This window comes from Faecalibacterium taiwanense (genome assembly GCF_036632915.2).
In the GTDB taxonomy this organism is placed as follows: Bacteria; Bacillota; Clostridia; order Oscillospirales; family Ruminococcaceae; genus Faecalibacterium; species Faecalibacterium taiwanense.
In genome coordinates, this window is sequence record NZ_CP155552.1 from 666,584 (window position 1) to 690,545 (window position 23,962).

Annotated in this window: 38 protein-coding genes and 1 pseudogene; 1 reads left to right on the forward strand and 38 read right to left on the reverse strand. The window is 63.7% G+C overall.

Annotation, left to right across the window (positions count from 1 at the left end):
* Positions 1–16 precede the first annotated feature (16 nt).
* The 38 genes and pseudogenes from PXT33_RS03210 to PXT33_RS03395 all read right to left on the reverse strand — a co-directional run bounded on the left by PXT33_RS03210 (position 17) and on the right by PXT33_RS03395 (position 22,899).
* A complete protein-coding gene (locus PXT33_RS03210; RefSeq protein ID WP_008981429.1) occupies positions 17–424 on the reverse strand; it encodes a head decoration protein in 408 nt (135 codons plus the stop codon).
* Positions 424–618 carry a hypothetical protein gene (locus PXT33_RS03215; protein WP_347070464.1) on the reverse strand — a complete coding sequence of 65 codons (195 nt, stop codon included), beginning with the start codon at positions 616–618 and terminating at the stop codon, positions 424–426. The genes PXT33_RS03210 and PXT33_RS03215 overlap by 1 nt, the downstream gene beginning before the upstream one ends.
* Entirely contained in the window at positions 582–1,643 is a 1,062-nt protein-coding gene (locus tag PXT33_RS03220; RefSeq protein WP_347070465.1) for a head maturation protease, ClpP-related, read from the reverse strand. The genes PXT33_RS03215 and PXT33_RS03220 overlap by 37 nt, the downstream gene beginning before the upstream one ends.
* Positions 1,630–2,856 (reverse strand): phage portal protein, encoded by a 1,227-nt coding sequence (locus tag PXT33_RS03225; RefSeq protein WP_347070466.1) that lies wholly within the window; start codon positions 2,854–2,856, stop codon positions 1,630–1,632. Before PXT33_RS03225 ends, PXT33_RS03220 begins: the two co-directional genes overlap by 14 nt.
* Positions 2,799–3,206 carry a phage portal protein gene (locus PXT33_RS03230; protein ID WP_347070467.1) on the reverse strand — a complete coding sequence of 136 codons (408 nt, stop codon included), beginning with the start codon at positions 3,204–3,206 and terminating at the stop codon, positions 2,799–2,801. The genes PXT33_RS03225 and PXT33_RS03230 overlap by 58 nt, the downstream gene beginning before the upstream one ends.
* A gap of 155 nt (positions 3,207–3,361) precedes the next feature.
* Positions 3,362–3,628, reverse strand: coding sequence for a hypothetical protein (locus tag PXT33_RS03235; protein WP_118647711.1), 267 nt, complete (start codon positions 3,626–3,628; stop codon positions 3,362–3,364).
* A gap of 15 nt (positions 3,629–3,643) precedes the next feature.
* Positions 3,644–4,735, reverse strand: coding sequence for a terminase gpA endonuclease subunit (locus PXT33_RS03240; protein WP_347070468.1), 1,092 nt, complete (start codon positions 4,733–4,735; stop codon positions 3,644–3,646).
* Entirely contained in the window at positions 4,707–5,375 is a 669-nt protein-coding gene (locus PXT33_RS03245) for a phage terminase large subunit family protein (protein ID WP_347070469.1), read from the reverse strand. The genes PXT33_RS03240 and PXT33_RS03245 overlap by 29 nt, the downstream gene beginning before the upstream one ends.
* Positions 5,376–5,546: 171 nt before the next feature.
* Entirely contained in the window at positions 5,547–6,122 is a 576-nt protein-coding gene (locus tag PXT33_RS03250; protein WP_332375940.1) for a protoporphyrinogen oxidase, read from the reverse strand.
* Positions 6,123–6,414: 292 nt separating this feature from the next.
* Entirely contained in the window at positions 6,415–7,068 is a 654-nt protein-coding gene (locus PXT33_RS03255; RefSeq protein WP_332375941.1) for a serine/arginine repetitive matrix protein 2, read from the reverse strand.
* Positions 7,069–7,288: 220 nt separating this feature from the next.
* Positions 7,289–7,786, reverse strand: coding sequence for a hypothetical protein (locus PXT33_RS03260; RefSeq protein ID WP_332375942.1), 498 nt, complete (start codon positions 7,784–7,786; stop codon positions 7,289–7,291).
* A gap of 12 nt (positions 7,787–7,798) precedes the next feature.
* Positions 7,799–9,181 carry a site-specific DNA-methyltransferase gene (locus PXT33_RS03265; RefSeq protein ID WP_332375943.1) on the reverse strand — a complete coding sequence of 461 codons (1,383 nt, stop codon included), beginning with the start codon at positions 9,179–9,181 and terminating at the stop codon, positions 7,799–7,801.
* Positions 9,174–9,539, reverse strand: a complete 366-nt coding sequence (locus PXT33_RS03270; protein WP_242842975.1) for a hypothetical protein — start codon at positions 9,537–9,539, stop codon at positions 9,174–9,176. The genes PXT33_RS03265 and PXT33_RS03270 overlap by 8 nt, the downstream gene beginning before the upstream one ends.
* Positions 9,536–9,754, reverse strand: coding sequence for a hypothetical protein (locus tag PXT33_RS03275; RefSeq protein ID WP_008981440.1), 219 nt, complete (start codon positions 9,752–9,754; stop codon positions 9,536–9,538). The genes PXT33_RS03270 and PXT33_RS03275 overlap by 4 nt, the downstream gene beginning before the upstream one ends.
* A gap of 15 nt (positions 9,755–9,769) precedes the next feature.
* Positions 9,770–10,546 (reverse strand): hypothetical protein, encoded by a 777-nt coding sequence (locus PXT33_RS03280; RefSeq protein WP_332375944.1) that lies wholly within the window; start codon positions 10,544–10,546, stop codon positions 9,770–9,772.
* Between the two features lie 54 nt (positions 10,547–10,600).
* Positions 10,601–11,314 (reverse strand): hypothetical protein, encoded by a 714-nt coding sequence (locus PXT33_RS03285; protein WP_195278364.1) that lies wholly within the window; start codon positions 11,312–11,314, stop codon positions 10,601–10,603.
* A gap of 33 nt (positions 11,315–11,347) precedes the next feature.
* A complete protein-coding gene (locus tag PXT33_RS03290) occupies positions 11,348–11,719 on the reverse strand; it encodes a hypothetical protein (protein ID WP_033121166.1) in 372 nt (123 codons plus the stop codon).
* Positions 11,716–11,982 carry a hypothetical protein gene (locus PXT33_RS03295; protein ID WP_223474790.1) on the reverse strand — a complete coding sequence of 89 codons (267 nt, stop codon included), beginning with the start codon at positions 11,980–11,982 and terminating at the stop codon, positions 11,716–11,718. Before PXT33_RS03295 ends, PXT33_RS03290 begins: the two co-directional genes overlap by 4 nt.
* Positions 11,983–11,995: 13 nt before the next feature.
* Positions 11,996–12,364 carry a hypothetical protein gene (locus PXT33_RS03300; protein ID WP_008981445.1) on the reverse strand — a complete coding sequence of 123 codons (369 nt, stop codon included), beginning with the start codon at positions 12,362–12,364 and terminating at the stop codon, positions 11,996–11,998.
* Positions 12,324–12,963 (reverse strand): annotated as a pseudogene (locus PXT33_RS03305) (MT-A70 family methyltransferase). The gene PXT33_RS03300 and the pseudogene PXT33_RS03305 overlap by 41 nt, the downstream one beginning before the upstream one ends.
* Positions 12,963–13,568, reverse strand: a complete 606-nt coding sequence (locus PXT33_RS03310; protein WP_332375946.1) for a Holliday junction resolvase RecU — start codon at positions 13,566–13,568, stop codon at positions 12,963–12,965. Before PXT33_RS03310 ends, PXT33_RS03305 begins: the two are co-directional and overlap by 1 nt.
* Before the next feature lie 5 nt (positions 13,569–13,573).
* Positions 13,574–14,071 (reverse strand): DUF4406 domain-containing protein, encoded by a 498-nt coding sequence (locus tag PXT33_RS03315; protein ID WP_332375947.1) that lies wholly within the window; start codon positions 14,069–14,071, stop codon positions 13,574–13,576.
* Complete coding sequence (locus tag PXT33_RS03320; RefSeq protein ID WP_332375948.1) at positions 14,068–14,562, reverse strand: XF1762 family protein; 495 nt, start codon at positions 14,560–14,562, stop codon at positions 14,068–14,070. Before PXT33_RS03320 ends, PXT33_RS03315 begins: the two co-directional genes overlap by 4 nt.
* The gene (locus PXT33_RS03325) at positions 14,559–15,524 is read right to left on the reverse strand and encodes an ATP-binding protein (protein ID WP_270554413.1); all 966 of its coding nucleotides are present in this window, start codon (positions 15,522–15,524) and stop codon (positions 14,559–14,561) included. The genes PXT33_RS03320 and PXT33_RS03325 overlap by 4 nt, the downstream gene beginning before the upstream one ends.
* Positions 15,439–16,290 carry a hypothetical protein gene (locus PXT33_RS03330; RefSeq protein ID WP_223474795.1) on the reverse strand — a complete coding sequence of 284 codons (852 nt, stop codon included), beginning with the start codon at positions 16,288–16,290 and terminating at the stop codon, positions 15,439–15,441. Before PXT33_RS03330 ends, PXT33_RS03325 begins: the two co-directional genes overlap by 86 nt.
* 74 nt (positions 16,291–16,364) lie before the next feature.
* The gene (locus tag PXT33_RS03335; RefSeq protein ID WP_223474796.1) at positions 16,365–16,787 is read right to left on the reverse strand and encodes a single-stranded DNA-binding protein; all 423 of its coding nucleotides are present in this window, start codon (positions 16,785–16,787) and stop codon (positions 16,365–16,367) included.
* Positions 16,787–17,491, reverse strand: a complete 705-nt coding sequence (locus tag PXT33_RS03340) for an ERF family protein (RefSeq protein ID WP_347070470.1) — start codon at positions 17,489–17,491, stop codon at positions 16,787–16,789. Before PXT33_RS03340 ends, PXT33_RS03335 begins: the two co-directional genes overlap by 1 nt.
* 98 nt (positions 17,492–17,589) lie before the next feature.
* Positions 17,590–18,222: a host-nuclease inhibitor Gam family protein gene (locus PXT33_RS03345; protein WP_332375949.1), complete on the reverse strand. Its 633-nt coding sequence runs from the start codon at positions 18,220–18,222 to the stop codon at positions 17,590–17,592.
* 134 nt (positions 18,223–18,356) lie between these two features.
* Positions 18,357–18,854, reverse strand: a complete 498-nt coding sequence (locus tag PXT33_RS03350) for a cell wall hydrolase (RefSeq protein WP_347070471.1) — start codon at positions 18,852–18,854, stop codon at positions 18,357–18,359.
* Between the two features lie 194 nt (positions 18,855–19,048).
* Complete coding sequence (locus PXT33_RS03355; RefSeq protein WP_118761564.1) at positions 19,049–19,312, reverse strand: chitinase; 264 nt, start codon at positions 19,310–19,312, stop codon at positions 19,049–19,051.
* Positions 19,313–19,316: 4 nt separating this feature from the next.
* The gene (locus PXT33_RS03360) at positions 19,317–20,027 is read right to left on the reverse strand and encodes a PolC-type DNA polymerase III (protein WP_223474802.1); all 711 of its coding nucleotides are present in this window, start codon (positions 20,025–20,027) and stop codon (positions 19,317–19,319) included.
* Entirely contained in the window at positions 20,020–20,724 is a 705-nt protein-coding gene (locus PXT33_RS03365) for a DUF6273 domain-containing protein (protein ID WP_332375951.1), read from the reverse strand. The genes PXT33_RS03360 and PXT33_RS03365 overlap by 8 nt, the downstream gene beginning before the upstream one ends.
* Entirely contained in the window at positions 20,721–20,900 is a 180-nt protein-coding gene (locus PXT33_RS03370; protein ID WP_332375952.1) for a hypothetical protein, read from the reverse strand. The genes PXT33_RS03365 and PXT33_RS03370 overlap by 4 nt, the downstream gene beginning before the upstream one ends.
* Positions 20,897–21,094, reverse strand: coding sequence for a hypothetical protein (locus PXT33_RS03375; protein ID WP_347070472.1), 198 nt, complete (start codon positions 21,092–21,094; stop codon positions 20,897–20,899). The genes PXT33_RS03370 and PXT33_RS03375 overlap by 4 nt, the downstream gene beginning before the upstream one ends.
* On the reverse strand, positions 21,091–21,627 hold the full coding sequence (locus tag PXT33_RS03380; protein WP_347070473.1) for a hypothetical protein: 537 nt from the start codon (positions 21,625–21,627) through the stop codon (positions 21,091–21,093). Before PXT33_RS03380 ends, PXT33_RS03375 begins: the two co-directional genes overlap by 4 nt.
* Positions 21,615–22,001, reverse strand: a complete 387-nt coding sequence (locus tag PXT33_RS03385) for a hypothetical protein (protein WP_332375954.1) — start codon at positions 21,999–22,001, stop codon at positions 21,615–21,617. Before PXT33_RS03385 ends, PXT33_RS03380 begins: the two co-directional genes overlap by 13 nt.
* Before the next feature lie 210 nt (positions 22,002–22,211).
* Positions 22,212–22,436 (reverse strand): hypothetical protein, encoded by a 225-nt coding sequence (locus PXT33_RS03390; protein ID WP_347070474.1) that lies wholly within the window; start codon positions 22,434–22,436, stop codon positions 22,212–22,214.
* A gap of 202 nt (positions 22,437–22,638) precedes the next feature.
* On the reverse strand, positions 22,639–22,899 hold the full coding sequence (locus PXT33_RS03395; RefSeq protein WP_020989852.1) for a helix-turn-helix domain-containing protein: 261 nt from the start codon (positions 22,897–22,899) through the stop codon (positions 22,639–22,641).
* 127 nt (positions 22,900–23,026) lie between these two features.
* Here PXT33_RS03395 and rlmB point away from each other — a divergent pair, with 127 nt between their 5' ends.
* The gene (gene rlmB, locus PXT33_RS03400; protein WP_332375955.1) at positions 23,027–23,959 is read left to right on the forward strand and encodes a 23S rRNA (guanosine(2251)-2'-O)-methyltransferase RlmB; all 933 of its coding nucleotides are present in this window, start codon (positions 23,027–23,029) and stop codon (positions 23,957–23,959) included.
* The last annotated feature ends 3 nt before the right edge of the window (positions 23,960–23,962 follow it).

Consider the following 23,962-nt stretch of genomic DNA (forward strand, 5'->3'; position numbering starts at 1 on the left):
TGTTGTCCTCCTTCTCTTAGTATTCGATGGCGTCGGAGAGCAGGATGCCGGCCTTGCGCAGCTCCTCCTCGTCGGTCGCCTTCAGGGTGTAGCCGCTTGCGACAGCCAGCTTGTTGCGGGCGAAGTGGCCGGTGCGGTAGGCCAGCACGGTCACGTCCGCGGTGGTGCCGACTTCCACGTCCTCGGCGAGGATGCAGTTGGCGGTCAGGGTTTCGTTGGTGGTCGCGGTGGAGCCGAGGATCACCAGCTTGCCGTCGCCGGCGGTGCCGGCAGACAGGGCCAGCACGGTGCCGCGCTTATAGGTGGCTGCGGCGGTGGCCTCCTTGCGGATGGTCACGGTGAACACGTCAGCGACGGGCTCGTTGGCAACGATCAGGCCATCATAGCCGACGCTGCCGAGGTTTTCGTCCAGTCTCTTGCTCATTACTTCTTACCTCCGTTCTGAGACTTGGTGGAGTTGTAGAGGCCGACGATGGCGTCCACCTTTGCCTTGTCGTCGCTTTCGCTGCCTTCCTCGCCGCCGTTAGGGGCAGCGCCGACGCCGGCAGCGCCGGACTCGTCGTTGTCAGCCTTGGCGTCCTTCAGGTGCTTGGCACCGAGGGCCGCCTGCTTCTGCATAGCCTTGAGCGCGAGCTGCTCAGCGGTGCAGGGGTCTCGCCGTACTTGGCGTCCCTGACGAGCTGCGCGTCGCCCACACTTGCGGCGATGCTGTCGATGGCCTCGATGCGGGCGCGCTCCTGCGTTCTGGCAGTTTCGGCCGCCTGCTGCTCGATCTGAGCCACGACGTCGGGGTGCTGTGCTCTCATTTCTTCGAGGGTCATGGTCTTGTTGTCCTCCTTCTTGGGGCCGTCGTTCTTGGCGGCCGCGTGTTTATTTCCAGCCGCAGGGGCGGCGTGGATGCTGTTGTCGATGGGGATCGTCCCCGGGATGTGTCTGAAGCCCTTGACGTCGTGCCGGATGCCGGCGACGAGGAGCACCTTCTTGTCGGCGCTCAGGGCGACGTCGGGGCCTTCGTCTGTGAGCAGGGTGTCGGCAAAGCCGTTGTCAATGGCCTCCTGCCCGACCATCCACGTCTCGCGGGTCATCATGCTGCGGAGCTGGTCGACCTCGAGGCCGGTCTTGGCGTGGTAGATCTCCGCGATGGCCCGCTCGCTCGCGTCGAAGTCCTTCTGGAGCTTCTTCAGGTCTGCGAGGGTGTAGTAGTCGTAGAGCAGCCCGGCGACGCCGTGGATCATCACCATGCTGCCGGGATAGACCTGTACCTCGTCGCCCGCGCAGGCGATGACGCTGGCCGCGCTGGCCGCGATGCCTTCCACGACGACGACCTTGTGGCCGGTCAGGCCCTTGATGGCGTTGTGGATGGCGATGCCGGTGTAGAGGTCGCCGCCGCAGCTATTGATCTTGATGGTGATGTTGCTCTTGCCCTTGACTGCCGTGAGATCCTCCATGAAGCTCTCGGGCGCGATGTAGAGGCCGGGCTCGGGCTCGCCCGTCCACCAGTCCACAGGCTGACGGCTCACGACGTCGCCGTAGAGGGTGATCTCGCCCTCGTCGTCGCCGATGCTGGCGACGTTCCAGAACTTGATCGGCGTGCCCGCAGTCTGAGGCCCGGCGCAGAGCCGGGGAGTGTTATGCGTTCTCATGCTTGTCTCCTTCCTTGATGCTTTTGATGGCCTCGGCGACGATCGCCTCCCGCAGAGCTGCGGAGATCGTGCCGCTGGCCGCTGTGCTCTGGTCGACCTGCCCCTGCGCTGCGCGCAGCTTCTCGTTTTCCCGAGTGAGCTGGTCGACGTTGGCGTCCCACTGACCGCCGTTGAGTCGGATGGTCGCCTGTTCTCTGGTCGTGATGCCTTCGCCGATGGCGAGGATCTCGGCCGTGATCTCCTTCGTCGGGTCGAGCTGTCCCTGAGAGGGGCCGATCCACTCGGCGCCGAGGTATGCGGCGCGGATCGCCGGATCTGCGAAGAAGCCCGGGGCGCTGATGCGGCCGCGGGCGACGGCTTCAGAGAGCCAGATCTCATATACCGGCGTGCAGAAGTCATCGACAAACCACTTGCGCCTCATGCGGAACGCCTTCCACGCCTCCATCAGGGCGGCGCGGCTGGCGCTGTACGAACTGTTGAAGCTCTTGAGCAGAAGGTCGGCCGGGATCTCGAGTGCGGCGCCCACCTGTTCACAGATGGCGCGCAGGAAGGTGTTGAAGCCACTGGCCGGCCGCTTGGGGTCTGCAAAGGTCACGTCCTCGCCGGGCTTCATGATGTTGATCTGGCCGGGGCCCATCTCGTACTCGTTAGGATCTCGGCTCACCTCCGGCAGGCTGCTCCCGACCTCGTTGAACGGGTTGTCGCCGGCGCCTGCCTCGGTCTTGATGAAGGCCGTGAAAAACGACTCGACGACCGCCGCAGTCAGCTCGCTCTCGGTGTAGCGGCGAAGCTGGAGCAGGGGCTCGATGACCTGCGCGAGATAGCTGACGCCGCGGTATTGATCCGGGCGCTCGCTCTCCATGACGTGCAGGATGTTCGGCAGGCCAGTCCGCTCGCCGTATGCCTGAACACGGGCCCACGTCGTCGTCGTGCTGCCGAGCTCGAAGGGGTAGGTGCTGCGGATGTGGTACGCCTCGATCTGGCCGTCGTCGTTCACCTCGACGCCGTCGTAGATGGTGTTGCCGTTGGACGCCTTTCCAGTGGTCAGCAGCATCGGGGTGATGATGCCGGAGGTCGTCGGTGTGGCGACTCGGTCGGCCTCGATCAGGTGAAGGCGCAGCGAGTAGGGCGTGAGCAGCGTCGGCTCGTACTGCTTCACGACGGCGAACACGTCGCCGCTGACCAGCCACGAGGATAGAGCGAGCTGCTGCATGGCTGCGAAGTTGTTGACGCCGGTGGCGTCGCACGCCCTTTGTTCTCAGACCAGAGGGCGAACTCCCGCTCGGCCTGAGCCTGCCATGCGTCTGCGGCCTCCTGCGTCATGCCGAGCGCCTCGCGGTCGATCCGGCTCTTGAGCTGGAGGCCGATGCCGACGACGTTGGTGCGGTTGGTGCGGATGGCAGAGGTGGCGATCGGGGCCGCCATGTAAAGCATCCGGGCACGCTGCCGCAGGGTGTAGTTGTTGGCGTCGATGTCCTCCTTCGGGCTGCCGCTCATAGCTCTGAAGCCCTTGGTCGCCTTCTTGTGCCAGCTCGCGCCGGCGTCGCCGTAGCCCTTATTCACAGGGCGCGGCTGCTGCCGCCTGTTCTGTGGGCGGCTTCTGCTTTTTCTTTTGCTGATGGTGCTCACCTCCTTCATGGTGAAGATGGCCGAGTCGGGAGAAAAGGAGCGAAAACTCCCGGCGTCGGCCTATGAAAAAGCCCCTTTCGGGGCTTCTTTCACCAGTCTCGGGGCACTACTCCCACAGCTTTTCGCGGCTTCTCGCCGTTCAGTGCGGCCTCGAGGGCTTCGATGTCTGCCTCGAGCTGTTTGATGGCGGCCCGGATGGATCCGAGGTCGGTGTTGTAGCGGGCCAGATTGCGCGAGCCGATGCCGTAGCTCTGGACGCCTCCGTCCAGCATCTCGGCCTCTCGTTTCAGGTAGAGCTCCAGCCGGTTCCTCTTGATGGAGAGCTGGTACTCGATTTGTTCGCGGGTCTTTCTCATTGTGGTGTGTCCTCCTTACCAGTCGTCGAAGGCGTCGGCCCGGTTGTGCCGTTGCCGCTGCCGTCGCTGCTGCGGGGCCTTCGGTTTTTCCTCCAGCCCTTGCAGGCGGCGCTCGATGGCGTCCATGTCGGGGTTGATGATCTTGAGGCCGGCGTTGGCGTAGTCGCGGCAGTCGAGGGCCTCGTTGCGGTTGTGCCCGGGCAGCTTCTCCCACGCCCAGCGGTCGCCGCGGCGCGTGTGCGTGAGCACCAGCTTCTCGGAGAGGAGCCCGTTGAAGAAATTGAGGTCATAACCGGCGTCGGGGTGCCGGTTGAAATGGCAGTATTTTGGCCCGGGCTCCTGCACCTTCAGATTAGCCATGATCGTCGCCTTGCCGGCGTCGACGCCGATGGTGTAGAGCCAGCAGGTGATCCGCTTGTTGTCGCGGATCGGCACCTTGCTCGGGGGCGAGACGAAGGGGATGCCGTCGCCGCCCTTGCCCTTGATGGCAAAGACGCGCTTGCCGACGCGGGCCCGGCACGCCTCATAGACCTCTTGGGTGAAGTGGCCGCCGGAGTCGACGCAGGTGATGGAGATCTTCAGGCCGCGGCCGTTTTTGAACTTGTAGACGTGGTCGACCACGTCGTCGAGTCGCTGCCAGACCTCCGGGGTGTCTGGCCGGCCCATGATGTAGCCCTTGACGACGCCCCACGTCTCGCCGTACTTCCCGTGGCCGACTACCTCGTATTCGAGGCGGTTGTCCTGAGTGTCGACGCCGCAGGTCAGCACGAGCACGCCGTCAGGCAGCTCCACAGGGGTGCCGTCCGGGCGGGTGCCGTAGTCCTCACGGCGGGCGAGCATGGTGTCCTCGTCCTCGAGGTCGCCGCGATCTTCCCACAGTTGGCCGAGCAGGGTGTTGTAGACGACCTTGAGGCGCTGCGGGTCATCCTTGGCGTCGAGGAACTTGAGGACGATCTTCTCCCACGGAGTCCACGGGCTCGAGAAGGCATTGAGCCAAAAGAACGGACGCCCTTCTTGTAGGCGTCCGGGTTGTCGGCGATCCACTTGGCCGGCTGCTTTCGCATGACGTCCTCGGGGATCAGGCAGCCGCAGGCCGGGCAGCTCCACGAGACGCCGCTCTTGAGGCTCCACGACTTTTCCCGCGGATCCTCTTGGCCTCCGGGTCGAAGTGGATATTGTCGAACACGATCTCGCTGTACTCCCCACACTCGGGGCAGCGGTGGCACCAGCGTTCCTGCGTGCCTTGGTAAAAACTTGTCTCGATGTTGCTGTTGCCCTTGATGGTCGGAGTGGAGACTTCGACCGCCTTGGCGTTGTAGAATGTGGCCTGACGTGCTTCAGCCAGCGCCCACGGGTCGCCCTCGGTGCCGGCGCTGGTCGCCCAGCGGTCGCGCTCGTCGCCGATGATATAGCGGGCAGGCGTGGAGGCCAGAGCCGAGGCGCTGTTGGAGCCGGTCAGGGTGAGCATCCCGCCCGGGAACGACTTCTGGAGGATTGTGTTGCCGCTGTCCTTGGCCTTGACGTCGTGCACCTTCGCCTTCAGGGGCTTGCTGTCGCGGATCATAGGTGCCACGCGGAGGCGGCTGAACTTCCGGGCGTCGTCGATGGTCGGGTGGACGTAGAGGATGCTGCCGGGGTCTTGGTCGATGATGTAGCCGATGATGTTGAGCTCGAGCTCAGACTTGCCGACCTGCGAGGCGGCCACCATGACTATTTTGTGCACCTTCGGATCCGTAAAGGCCCGCATGGGCTCCTCGAGGTACGGGGTGCGCTTGGTACGCCACGGGCCGGCCTCGGCCGAGCTTTCAGGGAGAGTCGGCGATGCTTGTCAGCCCACTCGTCCACGGTCAGGCTCTCGGGCGGTGCGAAGCGTTTGACCGCTCCGGCGATGGCGGTATTGAGCTTCGCGGCTGCCTTCTTAGTCGTCAGAGTCATCGGCGAGCTGCTCGCTCCAGCCTTCCCGATCCCTCACGCGCCGGGCGTACACCTCGGGATCGTATTTATAACCGGCCAGCTCCGTCAGGATCTTGTAGACCTCTGTGCGGATGATTTCGGACGCCTCGGCGGGTGTAGCTGCGCCGGTGACGTCGACGGCCAGACGGCCCGGCAGGGCCACGAGCATCGACCTGATGTTGTAGACGAGGTCGGTCATCACAGCCTCGACGTCCTCGCTGCGGTGCATGGTGCCCTCGAGCTCGCTGAGCTGGAGGGCGGCGATGTCTGCCTTGCTGCGCTTGAGGTCTGCCTCGGCCTCCAGACGGCGGCCCTCGATCTCGCTGTCCTTCTTTGACGGCTCCCGGCCGTTGGCCTTGGCTGTCAGGTATCGGATGTACCTCTGGATCGTCGGCAGCAGGTCATAGCGGTTGGCGTTGCCTTCCTTGACTGCGGTGATGACGCCCTCCTTGGTGAGCTGCTGAACTCGGCGGGGCGTCATGTCGAACAGGGCCGCGATGGTCTTGCTGTCGACGAGTTTGGTGTTGGGTTGGTTCGGCACGGCGTTCCCTCCTTTCTGCCGCGTCCATCATTTTCGTGACCTCACGAAAAAGGTCAGCGGCCGCTCGGACGAAACGAAACGGCCTGAAAAAATTTTCCCGGCTGCGCGTTTTTGGGCTCGCCAGCACCGCAGGCCAGAGGGGCCCGTCACAGTACCTTGCGGCGCTGTGCGTGGCCGTGGAGGCGTCTGCGCGGCGCTGTGGCGCGCTCTGTGCGCGTCTGGTGGTGTGGGGCCGGGCTCGGTGTCGGGTGCGGCTGTGGACGCGCTGTGCGGCGTTCTGGTGGGCTCTGGCTTAGAGGCCGAGGGCTCGCTTCATGTGGTGCTCGAGGCGCTTGCTTGTCTCGGTGTTGAGCCGGAGCATGATGGCCTCGTTGGTGCGGTCGCTGGTTATCATCTGCGGCACCGAGATGGTGGTCAGCTTCTTGATGTCGGTGCGGGTCTTGCTCATTCGCTGGAATGGGATCCAGCTCGTGCCGTCTCCCTTGGTGTTGCCTGTCCCCATGAGGATATTGTGCGAGCGCTGCGAGAACGGGCCGCCCGGGGTACGGGTGTTCAGATAGCGGCCGATTACCTTCTTCTGTCCCTTGAGCACCGACGCCTTCAGCGTGTAGCTCTTACCGCGGGGCGGGGCCTTCGGTGTCATGCCGAAGTGCACAGGGGTCAGGAGCCTGCCCTTGTAGGTGATGGTGAGCTCCTCGATGGTCTCGCCGGTGATCTGGATGCTGCCTGCCATCTTCTTCGGCTTTCCGCTGCCCGAGGGCGTGATCTCTGACTTCTTGATGTTGTAGACGGCCGTGACCTCCTGAGCGATCCAGCCCGGGGCTCTGGCCTTGACGTCCTTGATGGTGTTGCTGATGGCCTTCTTGCCGCCGTTCTCGATTGCCTCGAGGTCAGCGACGAGCTGTTGCAGGTTGCTGAGCTGCGCCGAGATGCTGTTCTGCGGCATGGCCGTCGCCTCCTTCCTATACGCAAAAAGAGACCGGCGGGCGTTGGTTCGCCCGTCGGCCTCTTGCCGTCGGTTGTTATTTGGTTTTCCTCTGGTCAGCCGCTCGGAATTGTCACGGCGTTGCCCGTGTGTCCGGCGGTCTTTTGCAGGATATAGAATAGCACGGGTCGCTACTGCTTTTCAATTCCTTTTACTTCCCTTTTGTTCCTTTTACTGCGTTTTACTGCCGCAGCTCAGGCAGGGGCTCCAGCTCCTCCAGCACGGCGGCGAGGTTGAGCAGGGCGCGGCCGTGGATCTTGTATGTCCTGTTCTGGTAGGCGTCCACTCTGTCGACGTAGTCCCGCCGATCACCGAACAGGACGCCGCAGGTGCTCTCCCAGTCAGCCCGGTCGAAGTAGCGCAGCCGGATGACGGCGCGCTCGTCGGGGTCGGAGAGCTGGAGGATCAGGCCCTCGATGGCGTTGCGCTCCTGCTTCTCCTCAGCCTTGAGCCGGTCGATCTGTTCCTCGAGCTCCATTTTCCGCTCCACCATCATGCCGGTGCGGTCGGATGGTGTGCCGGATCCGCGTGGCATACCTGTCAGATCAGGGCCGGGCGGTGATGCCATCGTCATCTCCATGCGGTCGAGGCGTTCGAGCTGGTTGTCGATGTCCCTCAGCATGGCGGTGTAGGCCGCGAGCCTGTCCTTGATCCGTTGTGTGATCGGCTTCTCGCTCATTATGTCAGGGCGTCACTCCTGCTCACCTCCTTCCTCGTCAGGCTCGAAGATCGCGGCGATCTCCTCGCGCGGTAGCTCTCGGCCTTGACGGACGCAGCGCACGGTTGTCTTTCCTGTTATTCTGATGTACCTCTTGACGATCACGTCCGTGAAGGCGGGCGTCAGCTCCATGATGTAGGAGGGCTGCCCGTATGCCTCGCAGGCGGCCAGCGTCGTGCCGGAGCCGCCGAAGGGATCATAGACGCCCGTGGCGAAGTCCGTGTTGTCGACCAGCTTCTCCAGCAGCTCGACGGGCTTCTGTGTTGGGTGCAGCTCATTCCCGGAGCGGGAGATGCTCAGGACGTTGCCGTAGCCCTTGTGGCCGTCGAAGTGGGTGGCAGCCTTGGCGCCGAACAGAATGAGCTCATGCTGTGAGCGCCAGCCGACGCCCATGCCCGGCGTGCCCTTGTCCCATACGATCTCAGACTTGACGCCGAAGCCGGCCGCCTCGACGAGGTCGAACAGATATACCCACATACGCCAGTCGGTGAAGATGTAGGCGTAGAGGCAGGGGATGTCGGTGAGCGCGCCGCGGATCAGGTTTTGGTAGCCGCGCGTGCTGAGGATGTCGTTGGCGATCTTCGGGGCCTTGCCGTTCTTTCTCTCGGTGCCGATGCTGCCGGTCGACTTCTGCGACTCCTTGCTGCCGCCCGAGCAGTAGGGCGGGTCGGTCAGCAGGATCTCGGGCTTGTTGCCGTCGAGCAGCAGGGCGCGATCCTCCGGCCGGGTGCAGTCTCCGCAGAGGACGCGGTGCCGGCCGAGGATCCAGAGGTCGCCGTACTGTGTGACCGGCGCGGCCGGGGCCGGGATCTCGGCGTCGGGGTCGCTGCTCGGCTCCTTGGTGTGCAGCGCCTCAGAGAGAGCCGTCACGATGTTGCCGTAGTCGTCCTCGGTGTAGCCGCTGAGCATGAACGGGATCTCGCCGGTGTCGATGTCGGCGAAAACCTCGGCGAGCATCTTGTTGTCAGTGGTGGCGAGCTCCGCGATGCGGTTGTCTGCCGTCAGATCGGCCAGCTCCTCGGCCTCGCTTGCGTAGTCCTGATAGTCGACCGGGGCGTCGGTCAGGTCGTCGAGCTGCGCGGCCATGAGACGGCCGTGGCCCTTGGTGACGAGCCCGCTGCGCTTGCTGACGGTGATCGGAGCACGCCAGCCGGTCGCCCGGATGATAGAGGCGAGGAGCTTGATCTGCTCCGGCGGGTGCTGGTTGGGGTTCTTGGGGTTAGGCCGCAGATCCTTCAGCGGGACGATGGCGTCGTGTGCACAGAACACAGGGACGCTGCCGGCGTATGCCTTCGGCGTGGCCGTGGTGCTGTACTCCTCGATCTCGGGGCCGGTCTGCGGCTGCGGTTTATTCATGGCCGTCACCTCCTGTGGAGAATTGTTTCTCGATCCACTTGTGGAGGCTGGAGCCCTGCCAGTTGTTTCGGCCGTCAAGACGGTTTTTCAGCCGTTCCAGTTTCGCCTCCTCGACCTCCTCGGTGGATCGGTGGAAGATGATGCGGAGCTGGTCGAGCATGATCTGGACGTCTGCCATCTCCTCGATCACGTTGCCGATCGCTGCGGTCACTTCGCAGCCAGCCTGTGCCCGTTTGATTTTGCAGAGGGCTTTGGTCAGCTCGGCCATCTCCTCGACGGCCATGTCCATTTGTGCCGGCGCGCCGTAGGTCGTGATTGCACGATCCAGCAGGGCCCGGCGCTCCTCCGCGGTTATCACGGGCGGCCTCCCTTCGTCAGCTCTCTGACCAGTATGGCCACGAGCACGATCACGATGATGGCGAGGGTGATGGCGGTCGGGATCCAGATCGGGGCCAGTACCCACAGCCAGCTCCAATTGATGACGCCGGTGAGCTTCAGGACGATGAAGGCGACGGCGAGAAGGCCGCAGAAGCCGATCCCGCCGGCCGTCGTGTTGTTTCTTTCGTTGTTCATGTATTACCTCCAGTATTATTTTCCGAGCCCCTTCAGCGCGCAGGCTGTGCAGGCGGTTCGGACGTCGGGCTCCAGTGCGAGGATCCGGCGGGCCGTGTCTGTCTGCCAGCACTCAGCGCCACAGACGGGGCAGGTGGTGAGCTGCCAGTCGTCCGTCGGAGGCTCCGGGACGTTATCGCGCAGCGGCATGGTGAGGATCCCGCCGTCTCCGGGCTGGTGGGGTGAGAGGATGGGCTCAGGCTCGTCGGGGATCATAGTGCCGAGGAGCTCGTTGTACTTCTTGAATATGGCCTCCGACGCTGCGCTCCAGCTCTCGCCGTGCTCTGTGTCCTCCGGGGTGGCGACGTGGGCCAGCTCGTGCGCCAGCAGCTCATGGGCGGCGCTGATGGGCGCCTCGGCCGAGATGCAGACGATCGGCGTGCTGCCGTCGTCGGGAAAGATGGTCAGGCCATAGGCGGTGCCGTTGGTCTCGTCCCGCAGGTCGGGGACGTACTGCGCGACGTACTCGACGCCGGGGTAGAGCTCAGAGAAGGCCCGGGCCACGATGGCCGTCGGGTCGTTGATGAAGGGCGAGGCCATCGGGCCGATCTTCTCGTACTGCTTCAGGGCCGTGTAGGTCTCGCGCAGCATGGCCCGCACTTCGTCCTTTTTGATGCCGTTGATGGTTGGCCCGTTCAGGATCAGGTCGAGCATCCTGTCGCTCCAGTCCTGCATCAGGTGGGTCTCCGGCATACCGCAGCCGAAGGGCACGACGTCGACCTTCTCACGGGTGAGGGTTTCGTATTCTTTCACGGTGCTGCTCCTTTCAGAAAAGCCGAGCGGGCCGGAGCCCGCCCGGCGCTCCATTTACTGCATGACGACGACCTTGCCGGCGTCGATCAGATCGCCCATGTTCTTCAGGAAGTAGTCGGCGATGTTCTTCTTGGCCTCGAGCTTCCAGATGCCTCCGTCAGCCTCGAAGAAGCCGATCCCCTCGTCGGGATCCACGCGCAGCAGGAACTCGCTCTCGGGCTGCTCCACCTCGAGGAAGGTGCGGAACGGCCGCAGCATGACGCGAGGCTTGATCTCGACGACCGCGTTGAGGGCGACGCCCTGACGTGCCTCGACGGTCTGCGTGACGCCGTTGTCGTTGGTGCTGACGCTGTTCTCGTTGGTCATGCGACTCAGCAGGTCGAGCAGGTAGGCCGTGCCCTCGTTGGGGATGCAGAGGCTCCGCAGCTCGATCAGAGCTACCTCGCGTCCTCTGAAGCCGGTGCGCAGGCCCGGGGCGTCAGCCTTGGCGCGGTAGAGCGTGTTGCGGGAGAAGTCGCTCAGGTAGGTGGTCATCACCTCGACGGTGTCGTTGCTCTTGACCTGCACCATGATGGTCGTGCCGACCTTCTCGAGCTCGGTGCGGATCAGCTTGCAGATGCTATCGAGTCCGCTGACGCTGATGCAGTCAGGGCGGTCGACGTGCGGCGGGATGCGGGTGAGTGATGCGTCGGCGTAGGTCTGGCCGTCAATCTCGAAGATCTTGGTCTCCTTCAGGCTGACGATTTTGTCGATCATTTTTGCGAGCATTGTGTTGTCCTCCTTGTTCTGTGTTGTGGGTGTTTATCCGTGCTGGACGAGCTTCAGGAGCTTCGGGGCCTCCTGCTGCGTGCCGTCCATGTTCATTTGGCCGGGCACCTGCGGCACCATCTCGGCGACGACGAGCTCGCCGTTGCCGTCAGAGGTGACATAGAGAGCCGTGGCGACGGGGTTGGTGGCTGCGAGCGTAGACTTGGCCGTCACGGAGACGCCGATGGTGCGGCGCTCGTCGTCCGGGGTCAGCTCGATGGTGAGGGTGATTTTGCGCTTGGCCGTGGCCTTCGTGTTGGGGTCGAGGATGTTCTGGATCACCTTGTCCATCTCATAGTCGACGCGCTCCTCGAAGGCGCCGCGGGCCATCGACATGATGCTGTCGCGCTGGTTCTGTTCGTTCATGGGGTTTCTCCTTTCTTTCCGCTGCCGGCCGTGCCATACTTCTCGAGCGTGTCCTTCATCGCTCCGGCGATGCACTCGGCCATGATGGTCGCGGTCTTGGTTTCGCTGTTCTTGGCAGCCTGTTCAATGGCTGCGCGGATCTCGTCGGGCTCGTAGCCCGTGTTCTCGTAGGCGGCGAGCTTCTGGACGAGCACCTCCTTGGTGGCTGCGCTCCAGTAGCCCGTCTTGATGCCGTTGACTCTCTCGTGGGTCAGACGTTCCATGCTGGCCCTCCTCTCAGGTGGCCGATCCGAGCGTCATCTGCTCGGCCTCGGTCGGGTTGTCTGCGTAGGCTGCGGCCGTCTGGCCCGTGGGGCCTGAAGGCTCCGCTCTGGCCCACACGGCCTCGGTGGCGTCCGAGCGGGTGGCCTTGCGGCGGCCGACCGTCGTGAGGATCCCGATCTCCTTCAGCTCTGTGAGCCGTGGGGCGACGTAGTTGCGGTTGAAGTACGGGATCCGGCCGGCTGCGACGAGCTCCTCAGTGATCTCGCTGGCCGTGAGCTCACGGTTGCCGAGGGTCTCGAGGATCAGGCGGCAGCGGGCAGCCCGCTTGGGGAGTACGGCGTCATAGCTGCGGCGCCGGGTCTCTTTGGTTGTCTGGTTCATGTGTTTCCTCCTTTCCGGCCAGCTCGACGCTGTCGGCTGGCGCGTCCTTGACTTCAGGCGTCGGTGCTTCGTTGCCCCACACGTCCCATCCCGGGGCGGCTTCTCGGGCAAAAAGCTCGATGCGGGGTAGGTCTCCCATCAGCTCGACGATCTTGTCGCGCACTTCGGCAGGCTTTTGACTATGCCTGCGCAGCGGCGAGAACACGAGCTGACCGACGCCGGCGCTGATGCGCTTCGGCTTGCCTTTGATAGCGATCAGGCAAGGTTCGGTATTACCTCGAGTCCAGCGGCCGAGGCCGAAAAAGTAGCCGTTTCCGCTGCGGTTCTGCTTGATCCACTGGAAGGCGATCGACTTGTATTTGAAGCCCCACGCCTCGATCAGGTCGAGGGCCTCCTGCATCTTCGGGTATGTGGCCCACATAAAGAGCACACAGTCGTCAGCAGCTATACCCCCCCGCAGGGTTGACGGGGAGCTGCTTCAGCTCGTTGATGCTCATGGTCGCGTACTGCGCGGCAGCCGCGCCCGAGCATCCGCTGTCGCTGTAACTCCACGGCGGGTCGGCGTAAATGATGCTGTATTTCTTATCCGGGAACGGGATCACGTTGTTGCCTCCTTTCCGAGCACTTCCGACTCGATGCCGTGCAGGAACTTGATGAAGCCGGCCGTCGCCGGTACTTCGTAGCGGGAGAGCTCTGCGTGCGTCATGTACTTGCGGCCGTAAATCTCGGCCATATCACGCCAGACGGGCCACGGCACGCGGTAGAAGTCCGTCAGGCTCACGGAGACGAGCACGAAGGCGATGGCGCCGAGCTTGTGATGGGCCTCGAGGTCGTCCTGCTGCTCTTGAGTGAGCCGGCGCTGCTCGATGCGCTCGTCGTCGGTGTGCTTGGCCTCGAAGTAGATGCTCCGGCCGCCCTTCAGGGTGCCGCCATAGTCCGGCTGGGCCTGCTTGGTATAGCAGGCGAGGAACTGGCCCTTGCGGTTCTTGGCGCCGAGGGGCTTCATGGGCTCCGGCGTCTTTTCGATCTTTGCGAGGCCGCGGCTGAGGTAGTAGTCGCACGAGGCCGAGATGATATTCTCGAAGTAGCCGCCGGCGACTCTGGCCTGCTTGCCGCGGATCTGCGCCATCATGTGTTTTTCGGCTGCGTAGGGCGTCGGGTCGTTGTAGCCCTCCGCGTTCTTTCTCGGGTCGTACTTCGTCACGGCGTTCAGCCTCCGATCTCGATGTGGACGCCCGGATCGGAGATCAGGCGGTCGGCGAGCGTGAGGATGGTGGCACCGTCGAGGTGGACGTGGATGGAGCCGCCGCGGGCAGGCAGGTGGATCGTCACGCTGCCGATGTCGGGATCGTCCTCCTCGCCGCTTTCAGGCTCCTCGTCAGGCTTCAGCTCGCTGATGGCCTTGAAGCCGTTGCGGACGGGGATGCCGTGCGCCTTGGCGAGCTCGATCTCCGCGGCCATACCGGCCGAAGGGTGGTCAATACCGAAGGCCCACAGCTCGGAGCAGCCGAGCACCAGCTCGCTGCCGATCTTCAGGGCCAGCTCACGCTCCTCGGGGACGTTGTCGTCCATGAACTGCGTGAGATAGATGTGCGGGGTGACGGGGATGACGCCCTTCTCCACAGCCGCGCGGCTGTACTCCTTGGCGCGCTGGATGTTGTTCTCGTAGTCCCCGCGGCACGGGGAGCAGATGTAAACCTTTTTCATGTTGTCGTGTCCTCCTTCTGGTTCAGGGCTTTCGCCCATCGTTGTTTGTACTCGGCCGGTGGTTGTTTCGACGGGAAAAGAGAGAGCTGCACGGGCTTGGCGGCGTATCGTTCCTTGTTCCATCGTGGCTTTCCGGCTTTTGCGGCCTCCAGCGTCCAGCCTGCGGCCCTGAGACTTGTCCCGGGCTCGCTCTGGAGGATGAAGGTGATGATTTTGGCGTAGCCTTCCCGCTTTGCGCGTCTGGCGCAGGCTGCGTAAAGCGCCGAGCAGGCGTTCCGCGTGCCGTCCGTGCAGAGTCGTGTTACTTCGAGGGTGCTGCCGTTGTCGAGGTAGCGGCCGGTCGGCCTTCCGACGATTGCGACGCCGCAGAGGCGTCCGTCTTTGTAGGCTGCGAGGCTCCACTTGTGGCCGACGACTTTGCCGTGGTGCCTGTGCAGCTCCTCGACGTAGGCGTTGGCCTCTCTGAGCGTAGTCTCGCGGATCTCGATCACCTGCTGCGCCAGCTCTGGCCGGTGAGGGTGATGCCCCTGCACATTTCCATGAGCCGGTCGATGGTGGCCCGGGCCGTCATGCTGTCGTGGCTTTCTCGCGGTGTCATGCGGTCGATCAGGGCCTCGGTGTCGTAGTTGGTGGTCACTATGGTCGGCAGGTATGCCTCATAGCGGCCGTTGATGATGTTGTAGACCGTGGAGATCGCCCACTCGGTCGGCGGCTCCTTGCCGATGTCGTCGATCACGAGGAGCGGGACGGTCTTGTAGATCTTCAGAACGTCGCTCTCGCTGCCGCCGGTCGTGGAGTAGGTGCGCTTGATGCGCTCCAGCAGGTCGATCATCGTCATGCAGATGACCGGCTTGCCTTGCGCGATCAGGTGGTTGGCGATGGCAGCGGCGAGGTGGGTCTTGCCGGTGCCCGGCGGGCCCGCGATAAACAGGCCGTTGCGACCGGGTTCCTGACGACCGGGCTGCGGCAGCATGGCGTCGAAGCCTTCGGCATAGCGCCGGGCGGCTGCCGCTGCTCGCTTGTTGTCGTCGGTGAGCTGGAAGGTGGAGAAGGTGCGCCGCAGGAAACGGTCGCCCATGCCTGACTCGCCGACGATGCGCTTGATGCGATCCCGCATTTTCTTCTCCTCCTCAGCCTTGGCAGCTGCGGCCTCAGCAGCTTCGCGCTCTGCCTTCGCCTTCTCATAGGCAGCCACGGCCTCGGGGCAGGTGCATCGCTCGGCTCCGTAGGGAGGCCAGAGGATGCGGTTGCCGAGCTGGATGCCCTTGTGGTAGCGCAGGGCGCCGCAGAACTCGCAGGGGACGGGCTCAGGGACTCCGGGACGGCCGGCGAGGCGCTCGTCGTTGCTCCAGATCCAGTTACCGGCGTCACTCGTCGTCGGCCGGCTTGAAGCCCTTGCCCCAGTCTCGGCCGGAGCTGTCGGGCTGTTCAGGATCTCGCTGATTTTCTGCACCTTCGTTCACCTCCTCATTGTCCCAGTAGCCGCCGTTGAGCCATGTGCTCGGGTTCGGTATGTAGCGCCCGTTCTCCCGGCGCCACTGGTCGCTCCGCTTCTGAGCGTCGACCGCCTGCATGATCCTCTCGTGGAGCTCAGCGGTGGGCTTGATCTTGTTCCACGCCTTCAGAGCGTACTGCTTGCCGGTCTTTTTCGGGTAGGCTTTCCAGAACTCGAGAAATCTGGCCTCGACGAGCGACTTCGTGCCGCTGTCACTCCCCTCGTCAGAGGGGGAAGGGGGTGTATTACCTTCTCTTGTCTTATCTTCTCTACTCTGGTCTACTCTGCCTCCGGCTTTCTTGCGGCTGTTTGCCGGTCGTCCGGCGGTCGGCGTTGGGTCGTCCGGCGATGCGTCGGCAGACGCCGCAGCAGCGGCCCGACGACTGCGGGAGCGCTCTTTCTCGGCTTGCCGCTGGTCGATCAGCTTGCCGGCGTACTCGTACCAGTCGTGGATCTCGAGCGTCCCATCCTCTTTTTCGTCGATCCAGCCCGCCCGGATCAGCGTTTTCGCCAGCTTTTCGGGGTCTCCGTCCCACTGAGCAGCCCGCGAGATCATGCGCGGCGTGATGTCGACGAGGCTGCCGGTCGGGGCGTTGTCGAGGGCCCACAGCCAGAACGAGACGAGCAGCCCCATCATGTGCGGCGGCTCGACTTCGAGCTGGTCAGCAGCGTCGAACAGTTTGCGGTGATCCTTGAGTGTCTGATGCACTTGCAGCCATGCCACGGTCGTCACCTCCTTTCTGTGGTCGTTTGTTTGTGGCCTGCTTTTGGTCGTCTGCCGGTCGTCCGGCGGTCAGGTTAAAATGGAAGGTCGCCATTGTCCTCGATCTCCGTGAAGTCGCCGGAGCCCTCAGAGTAGCCCGGATCGGCGAAGTCGCTGCCAGAGCTCTGGCCGCCGTCCTTCTTGCTGTCGCAGAAGTGGACGGAGTCGACCGTGATCTCGACGGCTTTGCGGCGGTTTCCGTCCTTGTCCTCGTAGCTGCGGCTCGTGAGCTCGCCCTCGACGAGGACGAGGCGGCCCTTGCTCAGGTACTTGCAGACAAACTCGGCCTGTGCGCGCCATGCGACGCACTCGATGAAGTTGGTGATCTTCTTGCCGTCCTTGGTCTTGCGGCCGGTGTCGCTGGCGAGGGTGAAGCTGGTGATCGCCGTGCCCTGCTGCGTGTATCTGAGCTCGGGGTCGGCGGTGAGACGGCCTTGGAGGCCGGTGTGGTTATACATTACGCATTTCCTCCTTGCTGGTTATGCTGTGCGGCCGCATTGTCGAGGGACGTGCAGATCTCGTCGTACTCTTGGCGGGTCAGGGTGGCCGGATCCTGCTTTTTGTACTTCTCCACGATCCGGGCGTTGGTGCGCTCCTTGGTCATTCCCGCGGCCTCTGCCTTCTTGTAGAGGCGTGCGAGCTGCGCGTCGCTCAGACGGCCGGAGCTCTGCCCCTGACGGCCCTGTGTGGCCTGCTGGCGGCCTCCAGCGCCGGATCCTTTGCCCTGCGCGCCGAAGTCACTGTTGTCGGGGTCGTCCTCGCCTTGGTCGACGGTGAACTTCTCGAAAAGGTAGTATTTCAGGGCGTAGGTGTGGGCTGCGCCCTTGGCCTTGGCGGGGTCATCGTTCCAGCCGACGGCGTGGACGGTGGCCTCGATGGTCTCGTCGTCGTTGTCGAGGTTCAGCCAGCGGATCGTCAGGTCGGCCTCGTAGAGGAACATTAGCTTGTCGCCGTTGCGGGTCTTGGTCTGCATGGTGATCCAGTAGACCGGGTCGCCGTTCTCGGCGTGGCGCGTGGCCTGCTCGCTGATGACGTCGAAGTCGACGCCGAGCTCGTTCATTATGGGGGTGATCTTCTCCCACACGTCGTAGATCTTGGCGTACTTGTAGCTGACGCCGTCGCTGTGCTGCTTCTTGACGATCTCCGGGCAGGCTTTCCGCATTTCGACGAGCTTCTGCCGGAGCGTCAGGCAGGCGGCTTCAGGAGGGCCGCAGCAGCGGCCGCCTCGGTTTTCTTGGTTTCTGCCATGTCGGTGCCTCCTTACACGTCGACCGTGAAGATGCCCGGGGTCTCGTAGACGGTGACGCCCTCCACGATCTCGCCGGTCTCGGTCAGGGTTGCGATGTCGCCGGTGTAGCTGAGCAGCTTCTTCAGATCGGCCCAGCGGGTCGACTCCTCGACCTTTACGAGCTCGCCGTAGCCGTTGGCCTTGAGCCACGGCACCAGCTTGGTCTCGTCGAGCTTGGTCTTGGTGGTGCCCTTCTTGAAGGTCAGGGTGCCGGAGAGGAGGCGGTACTTCTCCGTCGTCTTGGTCTCCTTGTGGGGGACGGTGGCGAAGAAGTCGGCCAGACAGCTCGTGAGGTACGAGGTGCCGTTCTCCATGCGCTTGCGGGCGGCGGCGACTTTCTCGTTGATGGCCGCGATCTGCTCGTCGGCCAGAGCCTTCAGGCGGTCGTACTCGCTGCGCTCGTCGGCGATCTTGCGGATGGCCCAGTCGGCACAGCGGTCGTCAGTGATACGGAACGGGGCGCGCTCGCCCTCTGCGACGGTGCCGAGGTCGACCTGCTCCAGCTCGTCCAGCGTGGCAGCAGGCAGCAGCTCGGCCTCCTGCGTGGTGGTGGCCTCTGCGTCTGCCTGCTCGGCAGCGAGGGCCGCGGTGGTCTTATCGCTCATTGTTGTGCTCCTTTCTTTCGGTGACGTTGAAGGTGAGCATCACGCCGCAGGTGACAGGGTGACGCTCTCGAGCTCGAGGTCGCGGCCGCTGCGGAGGTGCAGGGTCTCGCCCGGCTTCATTTCGGTGAGGTGTTTCATCTGGTACTCCTTTCTGCAAAGAAACGGTGCCCGCCTTCCTCGATGACGAAGATCTGGCTCTCGTGGAAGGCGCTGGTCACGAGGGCGGGGTTGTAGAAGTAGAGGATCGGCTCGTCCACGACGGTCTCGCCTCGGTCGAACACGGCCGCGACGGCGTCCTTGACGCGCTGTGTGGGATCCGGCCGGCTCTTGGTGTAGCTGTAAAGGACGACGGCCTCAGAGGGGTCGACGCCGCGCTTCTCGGCTGCGTTGAGGATGCACTGAGCGACGAGCATCTGGCCCTCGAAGGACTCCCCGCCTGCCTCGGCCATGACCACGCGCTCGACGACGTCTCGCTCAGCGTCGGTCAGAGGGTAGCGCAGGACGGGCTCGGTCGGCTCCACGGCCTCAGCGGCCGGGGCGGTGGTGTCCGGGATGTATGCGCCGACGGTGGCGGTCGGCGGCAGGATGTTGGTCTCCTGCTTGCTGCCGGTCGGGGTGGTGAAGATTGCCACAGAGATGCCGCCCAGCAGAAGGACGGCAGCGGCCAGCGTGGCAGCTCTCAGGGCTTTCCTCTTGGCACGGCGGCGCCGGCGTGTTATACTTGCGGTGCGGGATCCGTATGCTGGCAGGCTGCTGGATCTTCTCGCATGGGTCGCCCGGTCGCAACGGGCGGCCCTTTCTTTGTGGTTTCCATTGGTTTCTCCTTTCACTGAGCCCGTGCGACGGTCAGATCACAGAGGGCGTGAGTGAGGTCGCTGAACTCGGTCTCTCGGACGGTGTCAGCGGTCAGCAGCACAAGGTAGTCGTTGTCGTAGTAGTCGATCTCGGGGTGCCGCTGCCGGTTTACTTCGTTTTTGTGGCGGGCGTAGGGCTCGGCACGGTTCCAGACGTCGTCAGGGATCCAGCGGTCGAGGCGATCCTCGACGCGCTCGCGCAGCTCCTCGCTCGTGATCGTGATCTCCGGGCTCATGTTGTCACCTCCGCGCCACGCGGGCCGGGAGCGTCTGCTCCGGGCGAGTCAGGCCCTTGCTGAAGCTCTGCGGCTCATATCTGACGCCCACGATCCGGCGGCCGCTGACGCCGTACTTGGGGTTGTAGCCGAACAGGTTGACGTAGCTGCCGAGATCCTCGCGCTCGTCGTCCATCGCCTTCAGTACCTCGAACAGGGCCAGCACGTCGTCGATGGCGCGATGGCTGTTCTGCACCTTGCCGGTGAGGTCGTAGGCGATGATCGCGTTGGCGAGCTTGTGCGGGTAGGCCCTGCGGTCTTTGTAGACCGTCAGGCTGTCCAGCCAGTCGATCCGGCCGACCTTCTGGCCTCGGAGCAGGCCACGGAGGAAACAGGCGTCGAACTGTGCATTGTGGGCGATCATCAGGGTCGGGCCGTTCTGCATGAGCTTGGCGATCTGGCCGGCTGCCTTGACCGGCTGCACGCCCTCGGTCTGGAGCCGCTCGTCGGTGATGCCGGTCAGGCTGACGATGTTCTCCGGGAGGGTCTCGCCCTCGGGCAGCTTGATGAAGGTGTCCATCTTGCCGGCGATCCGTAGGCCGCCGGTGGCCGTGCGCTCCACGCGCAGGGCGGCGAGCTCGATGATCTGGTCGCTGTCGAAGTCGAGGCCGCTGGTCTCGGTATCAAACACGACGAGGGCCTTGTAGCGGTCGAGCAGGGTGGAGAGGTTACTCATGCCGGGCCTCCTTCTCGCGGGTAGCTCTCAGGGTGCCGAGCATAAACGAGAGGGCCGTGGTCAGTTGATCCTCGGTGGCGAAGGTGCCGCCGAACTGCTCGGCCAGCGCCGCGATGATCTCGCCGGCGTGCTCCGGCGTGACGTCGTCTGTGGCTTCGTCGTCCTCGACGGAGATCAGGAGATCGGAGTCCAGATAACAAGCGGGGCGCAGGCCGTCGCTGCCGCGGCAGGCGCTGTTCCAGTTCAGAGCGCCATCGGAGAAGACGCGGAGGGCGAGTGACTCGTAGCCGTTAGCCTTCGTGCTGAAGGCGGTAGACAGCCACCACCAGTCGTCTGCATTGGGGATGACGTCGCGGTTGCGCCGGTACTGGTCGACCGTCAGCAGGAAGATGGTGGCGGTGCAGGTGCCGTAGTCCTTCAGGCCGTCGTCTGTGGTCAGGTCGAGCTCCGTGGTCAGGAAGGCGTTGGGGCCGTTCACGTCCTCGAGCAGGTTGTCGAGGTAGGCGCCGTTGAGGTATTCCTTGCTGCTGGCGACGGCGAAGTTGTTGCAGTTGCCCTCGTCAAAGGCTCTGGTCTCGATGATGTCCTTGCTCAGGCAGAGGGCGCGGCCGTCATCATTCTCCAGCAGGATCCAGCTCTGGCCGGCATAGTCGAAGGCCGTGCCGCGGGTGGCGTTCTTGAGTGCGATCTTTTTCATGGGGTTGCTCCTTTCGTCATTTGTGGCCGTTCCTTTCGGTTGGCCTGTATGTCTTTCAGGGTGTAGCCGGAGCGGAGCCGGCTCTCACAGTGCGGGCAGATGTAGCCGGTGCGGGGGATCTTCTGGTATATGCTGACGTTCCAGTCGAGCCCGCAGCCGACGCACTTGGCTGTCATGGGCCTCCACCTCCTTCCGCAGCCAGAGCCTCGAAAACGTAGCGCCGGATGCGGTTGCGGTACTTCTTCCGGGTTCTGGCTTTCTTTGCGTGGGCCGCGAGGTGCAGCCACTTCGGCGGCACTCCGATGGCCCTGACCGATACCTTCCAGAGCTTTTTGAAGGCAGAGAGCACGGCGTTGATGACCGGCTTCATGGCTTCGGCCAGCTTGGCGGCGATTTCCCGCAGCGCGTCGGCCAGTCTATCGAGGGCTTCGCGGGCCTGCTGCATCTTCTCGTGATCGGCGAGTGCCATTCTGCCGTCGTAGACGTAGGGCTCAGCTCGTCATCGCCGCCGTCGGCCAGACGCTCGCAGAACGGGAGGCCGGCAGCTTCGGCAGCCTTGCGGCCCTCCTCGAGGGCGTCCCGGCCTTGCGTGACTTCGCAATAGTCCGCGAGGCGGTTGTGGCCGCCTTCGTAGTGCCAGCGGATCCCGGCGGCGATCTCGTCGATGGTCATGCCCTCACCGAAGTGGCCGCAGTAGTAGCCGTTGACGATGACGGCGTCCGGGTCGGCCTTCAGGATCCCGATGGCGTCGTTGAGGTCGTCGGTCTCCCACTCGCCGTTCCAGATGTCGCTCCAGATCGTCAGGGCGTTCCACGAGCGGCCGGTGCGATACACGATTGTCCAGCCGATGCCGTCACGGATCTCCGCGGCGAAGTCTCGGGCGATGTCTCTCAGTGCTGCCATGCTGGTGCCTCCTCTCTGGTGATGTGCACGACGGTGACGAGGTCGTCGATCTCGTGCTTGGTGGTGTATGTGTCCCGCTCGTCGAGCCCGATGTGCCGCAGCAGCGTCTCGGGCCCGTCCAGCAGGAAGGCGGTGACGGCCACGGCGTTCAGCCGGTAGACCGTGACCTCCACGGTGCAGCGGGTGCCGTCCTCGTCCAGCGTGGACGGGAACGAGGCCCGGCAGATGGGGCTCGCCTCGTATCTGAAGGCGGTCGCGCGGTTCTCGCCGGTGATGATGTCCTTCACAAACTCCTCGAAGGCTTTGCGGGGGATCGAGTTGCGGTACTTGTCCAGCGTGACGTCGGCGAGCTGCCGGATGGCTTTGGTGTTCATGTTCCGCACCTCCTCAGCAGGCGTCGCCGTGCGGGCCGACGACCGTGACATGCTTGGTGTTACCGTCTTTGTCCTCGTAGATTTCCTCGACGCTGTTGTCGGCCCAGTTGATCGTCTCCTTGAGCCGCCAGCACCGAGCGTCGTCCGCAGCTTTGGCGGCTTCGCGCGCTTCTTGCTGGAGCTCCTTCAGGCGTCCGAACTCGCTTAGCGTCAGGCTTGCAAAGGTTCGCTCAGCGCGTAGTCGCTGAGGTAGAAGCTGATAAAGCTATGGCTCCAGCCGGCGTTATGCCAGCCGCTCGTTGCTTTTTCGGCGAAGGCTATGAGCTCGGCGTCGTCCTCGATGGGGCCGCGCTTGCGGTGTTCAAAGATGAACTCGTCGCGGGAAAAGACGGGTTTCCCGTTTACATAGCCGTACACATTGGGGTTGTGTGTCATGGTGGTCTCCTTTCGTCTTGGCCCGGCCAGAGCCGGGGATCTTAGTGGTGTCGAGTCCCTGAAAAGCAGAAACACGACCGCCGGATCGCTTCAGAGAGCAGCGCGGAGGGTGCGCAGCTCGTCCATTTTCAGCGTCGGGGTCGTGTGATCGTTTTCATGTTGGGCTCTCCTTTCTTCGGCCCGGCGCTGCCGGTGTTCTTGGCTACTGTGCGGCCGGTGCTCGTTTACCTCTGCGCTTGAAGCTCTCACGCAGCCGCCTCTCGGCGAGCTCTGCGCTGTACCCTTCGCGCTGGTTGGCGTCCAGCGCGCCGGTCGCGCCTCGCTGGAGCTCCTTGTAGATCGTGGTGTGGTGGACGCTCAGGCGGGCCGCGATGTCGACCGGCCGATCTCCGAGCAGATGCCACGCCTCGATCTTCTTCCTGTCCTCGAAGGTCAGGTAGCGGTACTTTCCCGTCAGTCTCACCTCCGTCCTATGGGGGTTGTAGTAAAGAAAAACGCACAGCCGACTCGTTTGAGTCTCTGTGCGTTTAATGATAATGGATGGCGACGCGGATAAAAAACGGTAATTTGCTGGCAAACAAGGTTGGCTTATGCTATACTTCAAGATGAGTTATCATCTTCAGATCATACCGGTGCGCGGCCCAGAGTGCGGCGCGCCTTTTGGAGGGTGTGCACAGCACCTTCCGGTGATACAACGGAAGGAGAAAATCATCATGGAAGAAAAGAACCAGCCGCGCCGTCCGCGCCGCAGCCCGGAAGAGCCGCTGCAGAAGAACGAGAGCCTTGTTTATGGCAAAAATCCGGTGACCGAACTGCTGAAAAGCGGTTCCGGCGTGGACACCGTACTCATTGCTGAGGGCATGGCTCCGGCCGTGGCGGCTTACTATACCGCATTGGCAAAGGAAGCGGGTGCCACGGTGAAGCGGGTGCACCCCAACAAGCTGCGCCTGATGACCGGCACCGAGAGCCATCAGGGTGTGGCGGCATTTGCCAGCGAGATCGAATACGTGACGGTAGACGACCTGATGGCAGCAGCCAAGGACAAGGGCGAGGCACCTTTTCTGGTGCTGAGCGATGGCATTGAAGACCCGCACAATCTGGGTGCCGTGATGCGCAGTGCTCTGCTGTGCGGTGCGCATGGCATCGTGATCCCAAAGCGCGGCGGCGCATCGGTCACGCCTACCGTCATCAAGTCCAGCGCAGGTGCCGCAGAACGCCTGCCGGTGGCTCGTGTGGCCAACATCGGCGAGACCATCCGCCGCCTGAAGGAGCAGGGTGTGTTCGTCTACTGCGCCGATATGGACGGCGTGTCTCTGCGCAGGAACAACCTGACCGGCCCCATTGCACTGGTGCTGGGCAGCGAGGGCAGCGGTGTTTCGCAGCTGGTGAAAAAGCTGTGCGACGGCGTGGTGCGGCTGGATATGGCAGCACCGGGCACCGGTGTGGACAGCTACAACGTGTCGGTGGCTGCGGGCATTATTCTGTACGAGATCCAGTCCCAGCGCACAGCACAGCAGGCATGATCC

Bases quoted from the DNA above. Each gene is read 5' to 3' on its own strand.
- PXT33_RS03210 (WP_008981429.1), bottom strand. From the start codon at position 424: ATGAGCAAGAGACTGGACGAAAACCTCGGCAGCGTCGGCTATGATGGC.
- PXT33_RS03215 (WP_347070464.1), bottom strand. From the start codon at position 618: ATGCAGAAGCAGGCGGCCCTCGGTGCCAAGCACCTGAAGGACGCCAAG.
- PXT33_RS03220 (WP_347070465.1), bottom strand. From the start codon at position 1,643: ATGAGAACGCATAACACTCCCCGGCTCTGCGCCGGGCCTCAGACTGCG.
- PXT33_RS03225 (WP_347070466.1), bottom strand. From the start codon at position 2,856: ATGCAGCAGCTCGCTCTATCCTCGTGGCTGGTCAGCGGCGACGTGTTC.
- PXT33_RS03235 (WP_118647711.1), bottom strand. From the start codon at position 3,628: ATGAGAAAGACCCGCGAACAAATCGAGTACCAGCTCTCCATCAAGAGG.
- PXT33_RS03245 (WP_347070469.1), bottom strand. From the start codon at position 5,375: ATGCGGGCCTTTACGGATCCGAAGGTGCACAAAATAGTCATGGTGGCC.
- PXT33_RS03255 (WP_332375941.1), bottom strand. From the start codon at position 7,068: ATGCCGCAGAACAGCATCTCGGCGCAGCTCAGCAACCTGCAACAGCTC.
- PXT33_RS03260 (WP_332375942.1), bottom strand. From the start codon at position 7,786: ATGAGCGAGAAGCCGATCACACAACGGATCAAGGACAGGCTCGCGGCC.
- PXT33_RS03265 (WP_332375943.1), bottom strand. From the start codon at position 9,181: ATGAATAAACCGCAGCCGCAGACCGGCCCCGAGATCGAGGAGTACAGC.
- PXT33_RS03275 (WP_008981440.1), bottom strand. From the start codon at position 9,754: ATGAACAACGAAAGAAACAACACGACGGCCGGCGGGATCGGCTTCTGC.
- PXT33_RS03285 (WP_195278364.1), bottom strand. From the start codon at position 11,314: ATGCTCGCAAAAATGATCGACAAAATCGTCAGCCTGAAGGAGACCAAG.
- PXT33_RS03290 (WP_033121166.1), bottom strand. From the start codon at position 11,719: ATGAACGAACAGAACCAGCGCGACAGCATCATGTCGATGGCCCGCGGC.
- PXT33_RS03295 (WP_223474790.1), bottom strand. From the start codon at position 11,982: ATGGAACGTCTGACCCACGAGAGAGTCAACGGCATCAAGACGGGCTAC.
- PXT33_RS03300 (WP_008981445.1), bottom strand. From the start codon at position 12,364: ATGAACCAGACAACCAAAGAGACCCGGCGCCGCAGCTATGACGCCGTA.
- PXT33_RS03315 (WP_332375947.1), bottom strand. From the start codon at position 14,071: ATGAAAAAGGTTTACATCTGCTCCCCGTGCCGCGGGGACTACGAGAAC.
- PXT33_RS03335 (WP_223474796.1), bottom strand. From the start codon at position 16,787: ATGTATAACCACACCGGCCTCCAAGGCCGTCTCACCGCCGACCCCGAG.
- PXT33_RS03340 (WP_347070470.1), bottom strand. From the start codon at position 17,491: ATGCGGAAAGCCTGCCCGGAGATCGTCAAGAAGCAGCACAGCGACGGC.
- PXT33_RS03345 (WP_332375949.1), bottom strand. From the start codon at position 18,222: ATGAGCGATAAGACCACCGCGGCCCTCGCTGCCGAGCAGGCAGACGCA.
- PXT33_RS03355 (WP_118761564.1), bottom strand. From the start codon at position 19,312: ATGAGCCCGGAGATCACGATCACGAGCGAGGAGCTGCGCGAGCGCGTC.
- PXT33_RS03360 (WP_223474802.1), bottom strand. From the start codon at position 20,027: ATGAGTAACCTCTCCACCCTGCTCGACCGCTACAAGGCCCTCGTCGTG.
- PXT33_RS03365 (WP_332375951.1), bottom strand. From the start codon at position 20,724: ATGAAAAAGATCGCACTCAAGAACGCCACCCGCGGCACGGCCTTCGAC.
- PXT33_RS03370 (WP_332375952.1), bottom strand. From the start codon at position 20,900: ATGACAGCCAAGTGCGTCGGCTGCGGGCTCGACTGGAACGTCAGCATA.
- PXT33_RS03375 (WP_347070472.1), bottom strand. From the start codon at position 21,094: ATGAAGCCGGTCATCAACGCCGTGCTCTCTGCCTTCAAAAAGCTCTGG.
- PXT33_RS03380 (WP_347070473.1), bottom strand. From the start codon at position 21,627: ATGGCAGCACTGAGAGACATCGCCCGAGACTTCGCCGCGGAGATCCGT.
- PXT33_RS03385 (WP_332375954.1), bottom strand. From the start codon at position 22,001: ATGAACACCAAAGCCATCCGGCAGCTCGCCGACGTCACGCTGGACAAG.
- PXT33_RS03390 (WP_347070474.1), bottom strand. From the start codon at position 22,436: ATGACACACAACCCCAATGTGTACGGCTATGTAAACGGGAAACCCGTC.
- rlmB (WP_332375955.1), top strand. From the start codon at position 23,027: ATGCTATACTTCAAGATGAGTTATCATCTTCAGATCATACCGGTGCGC.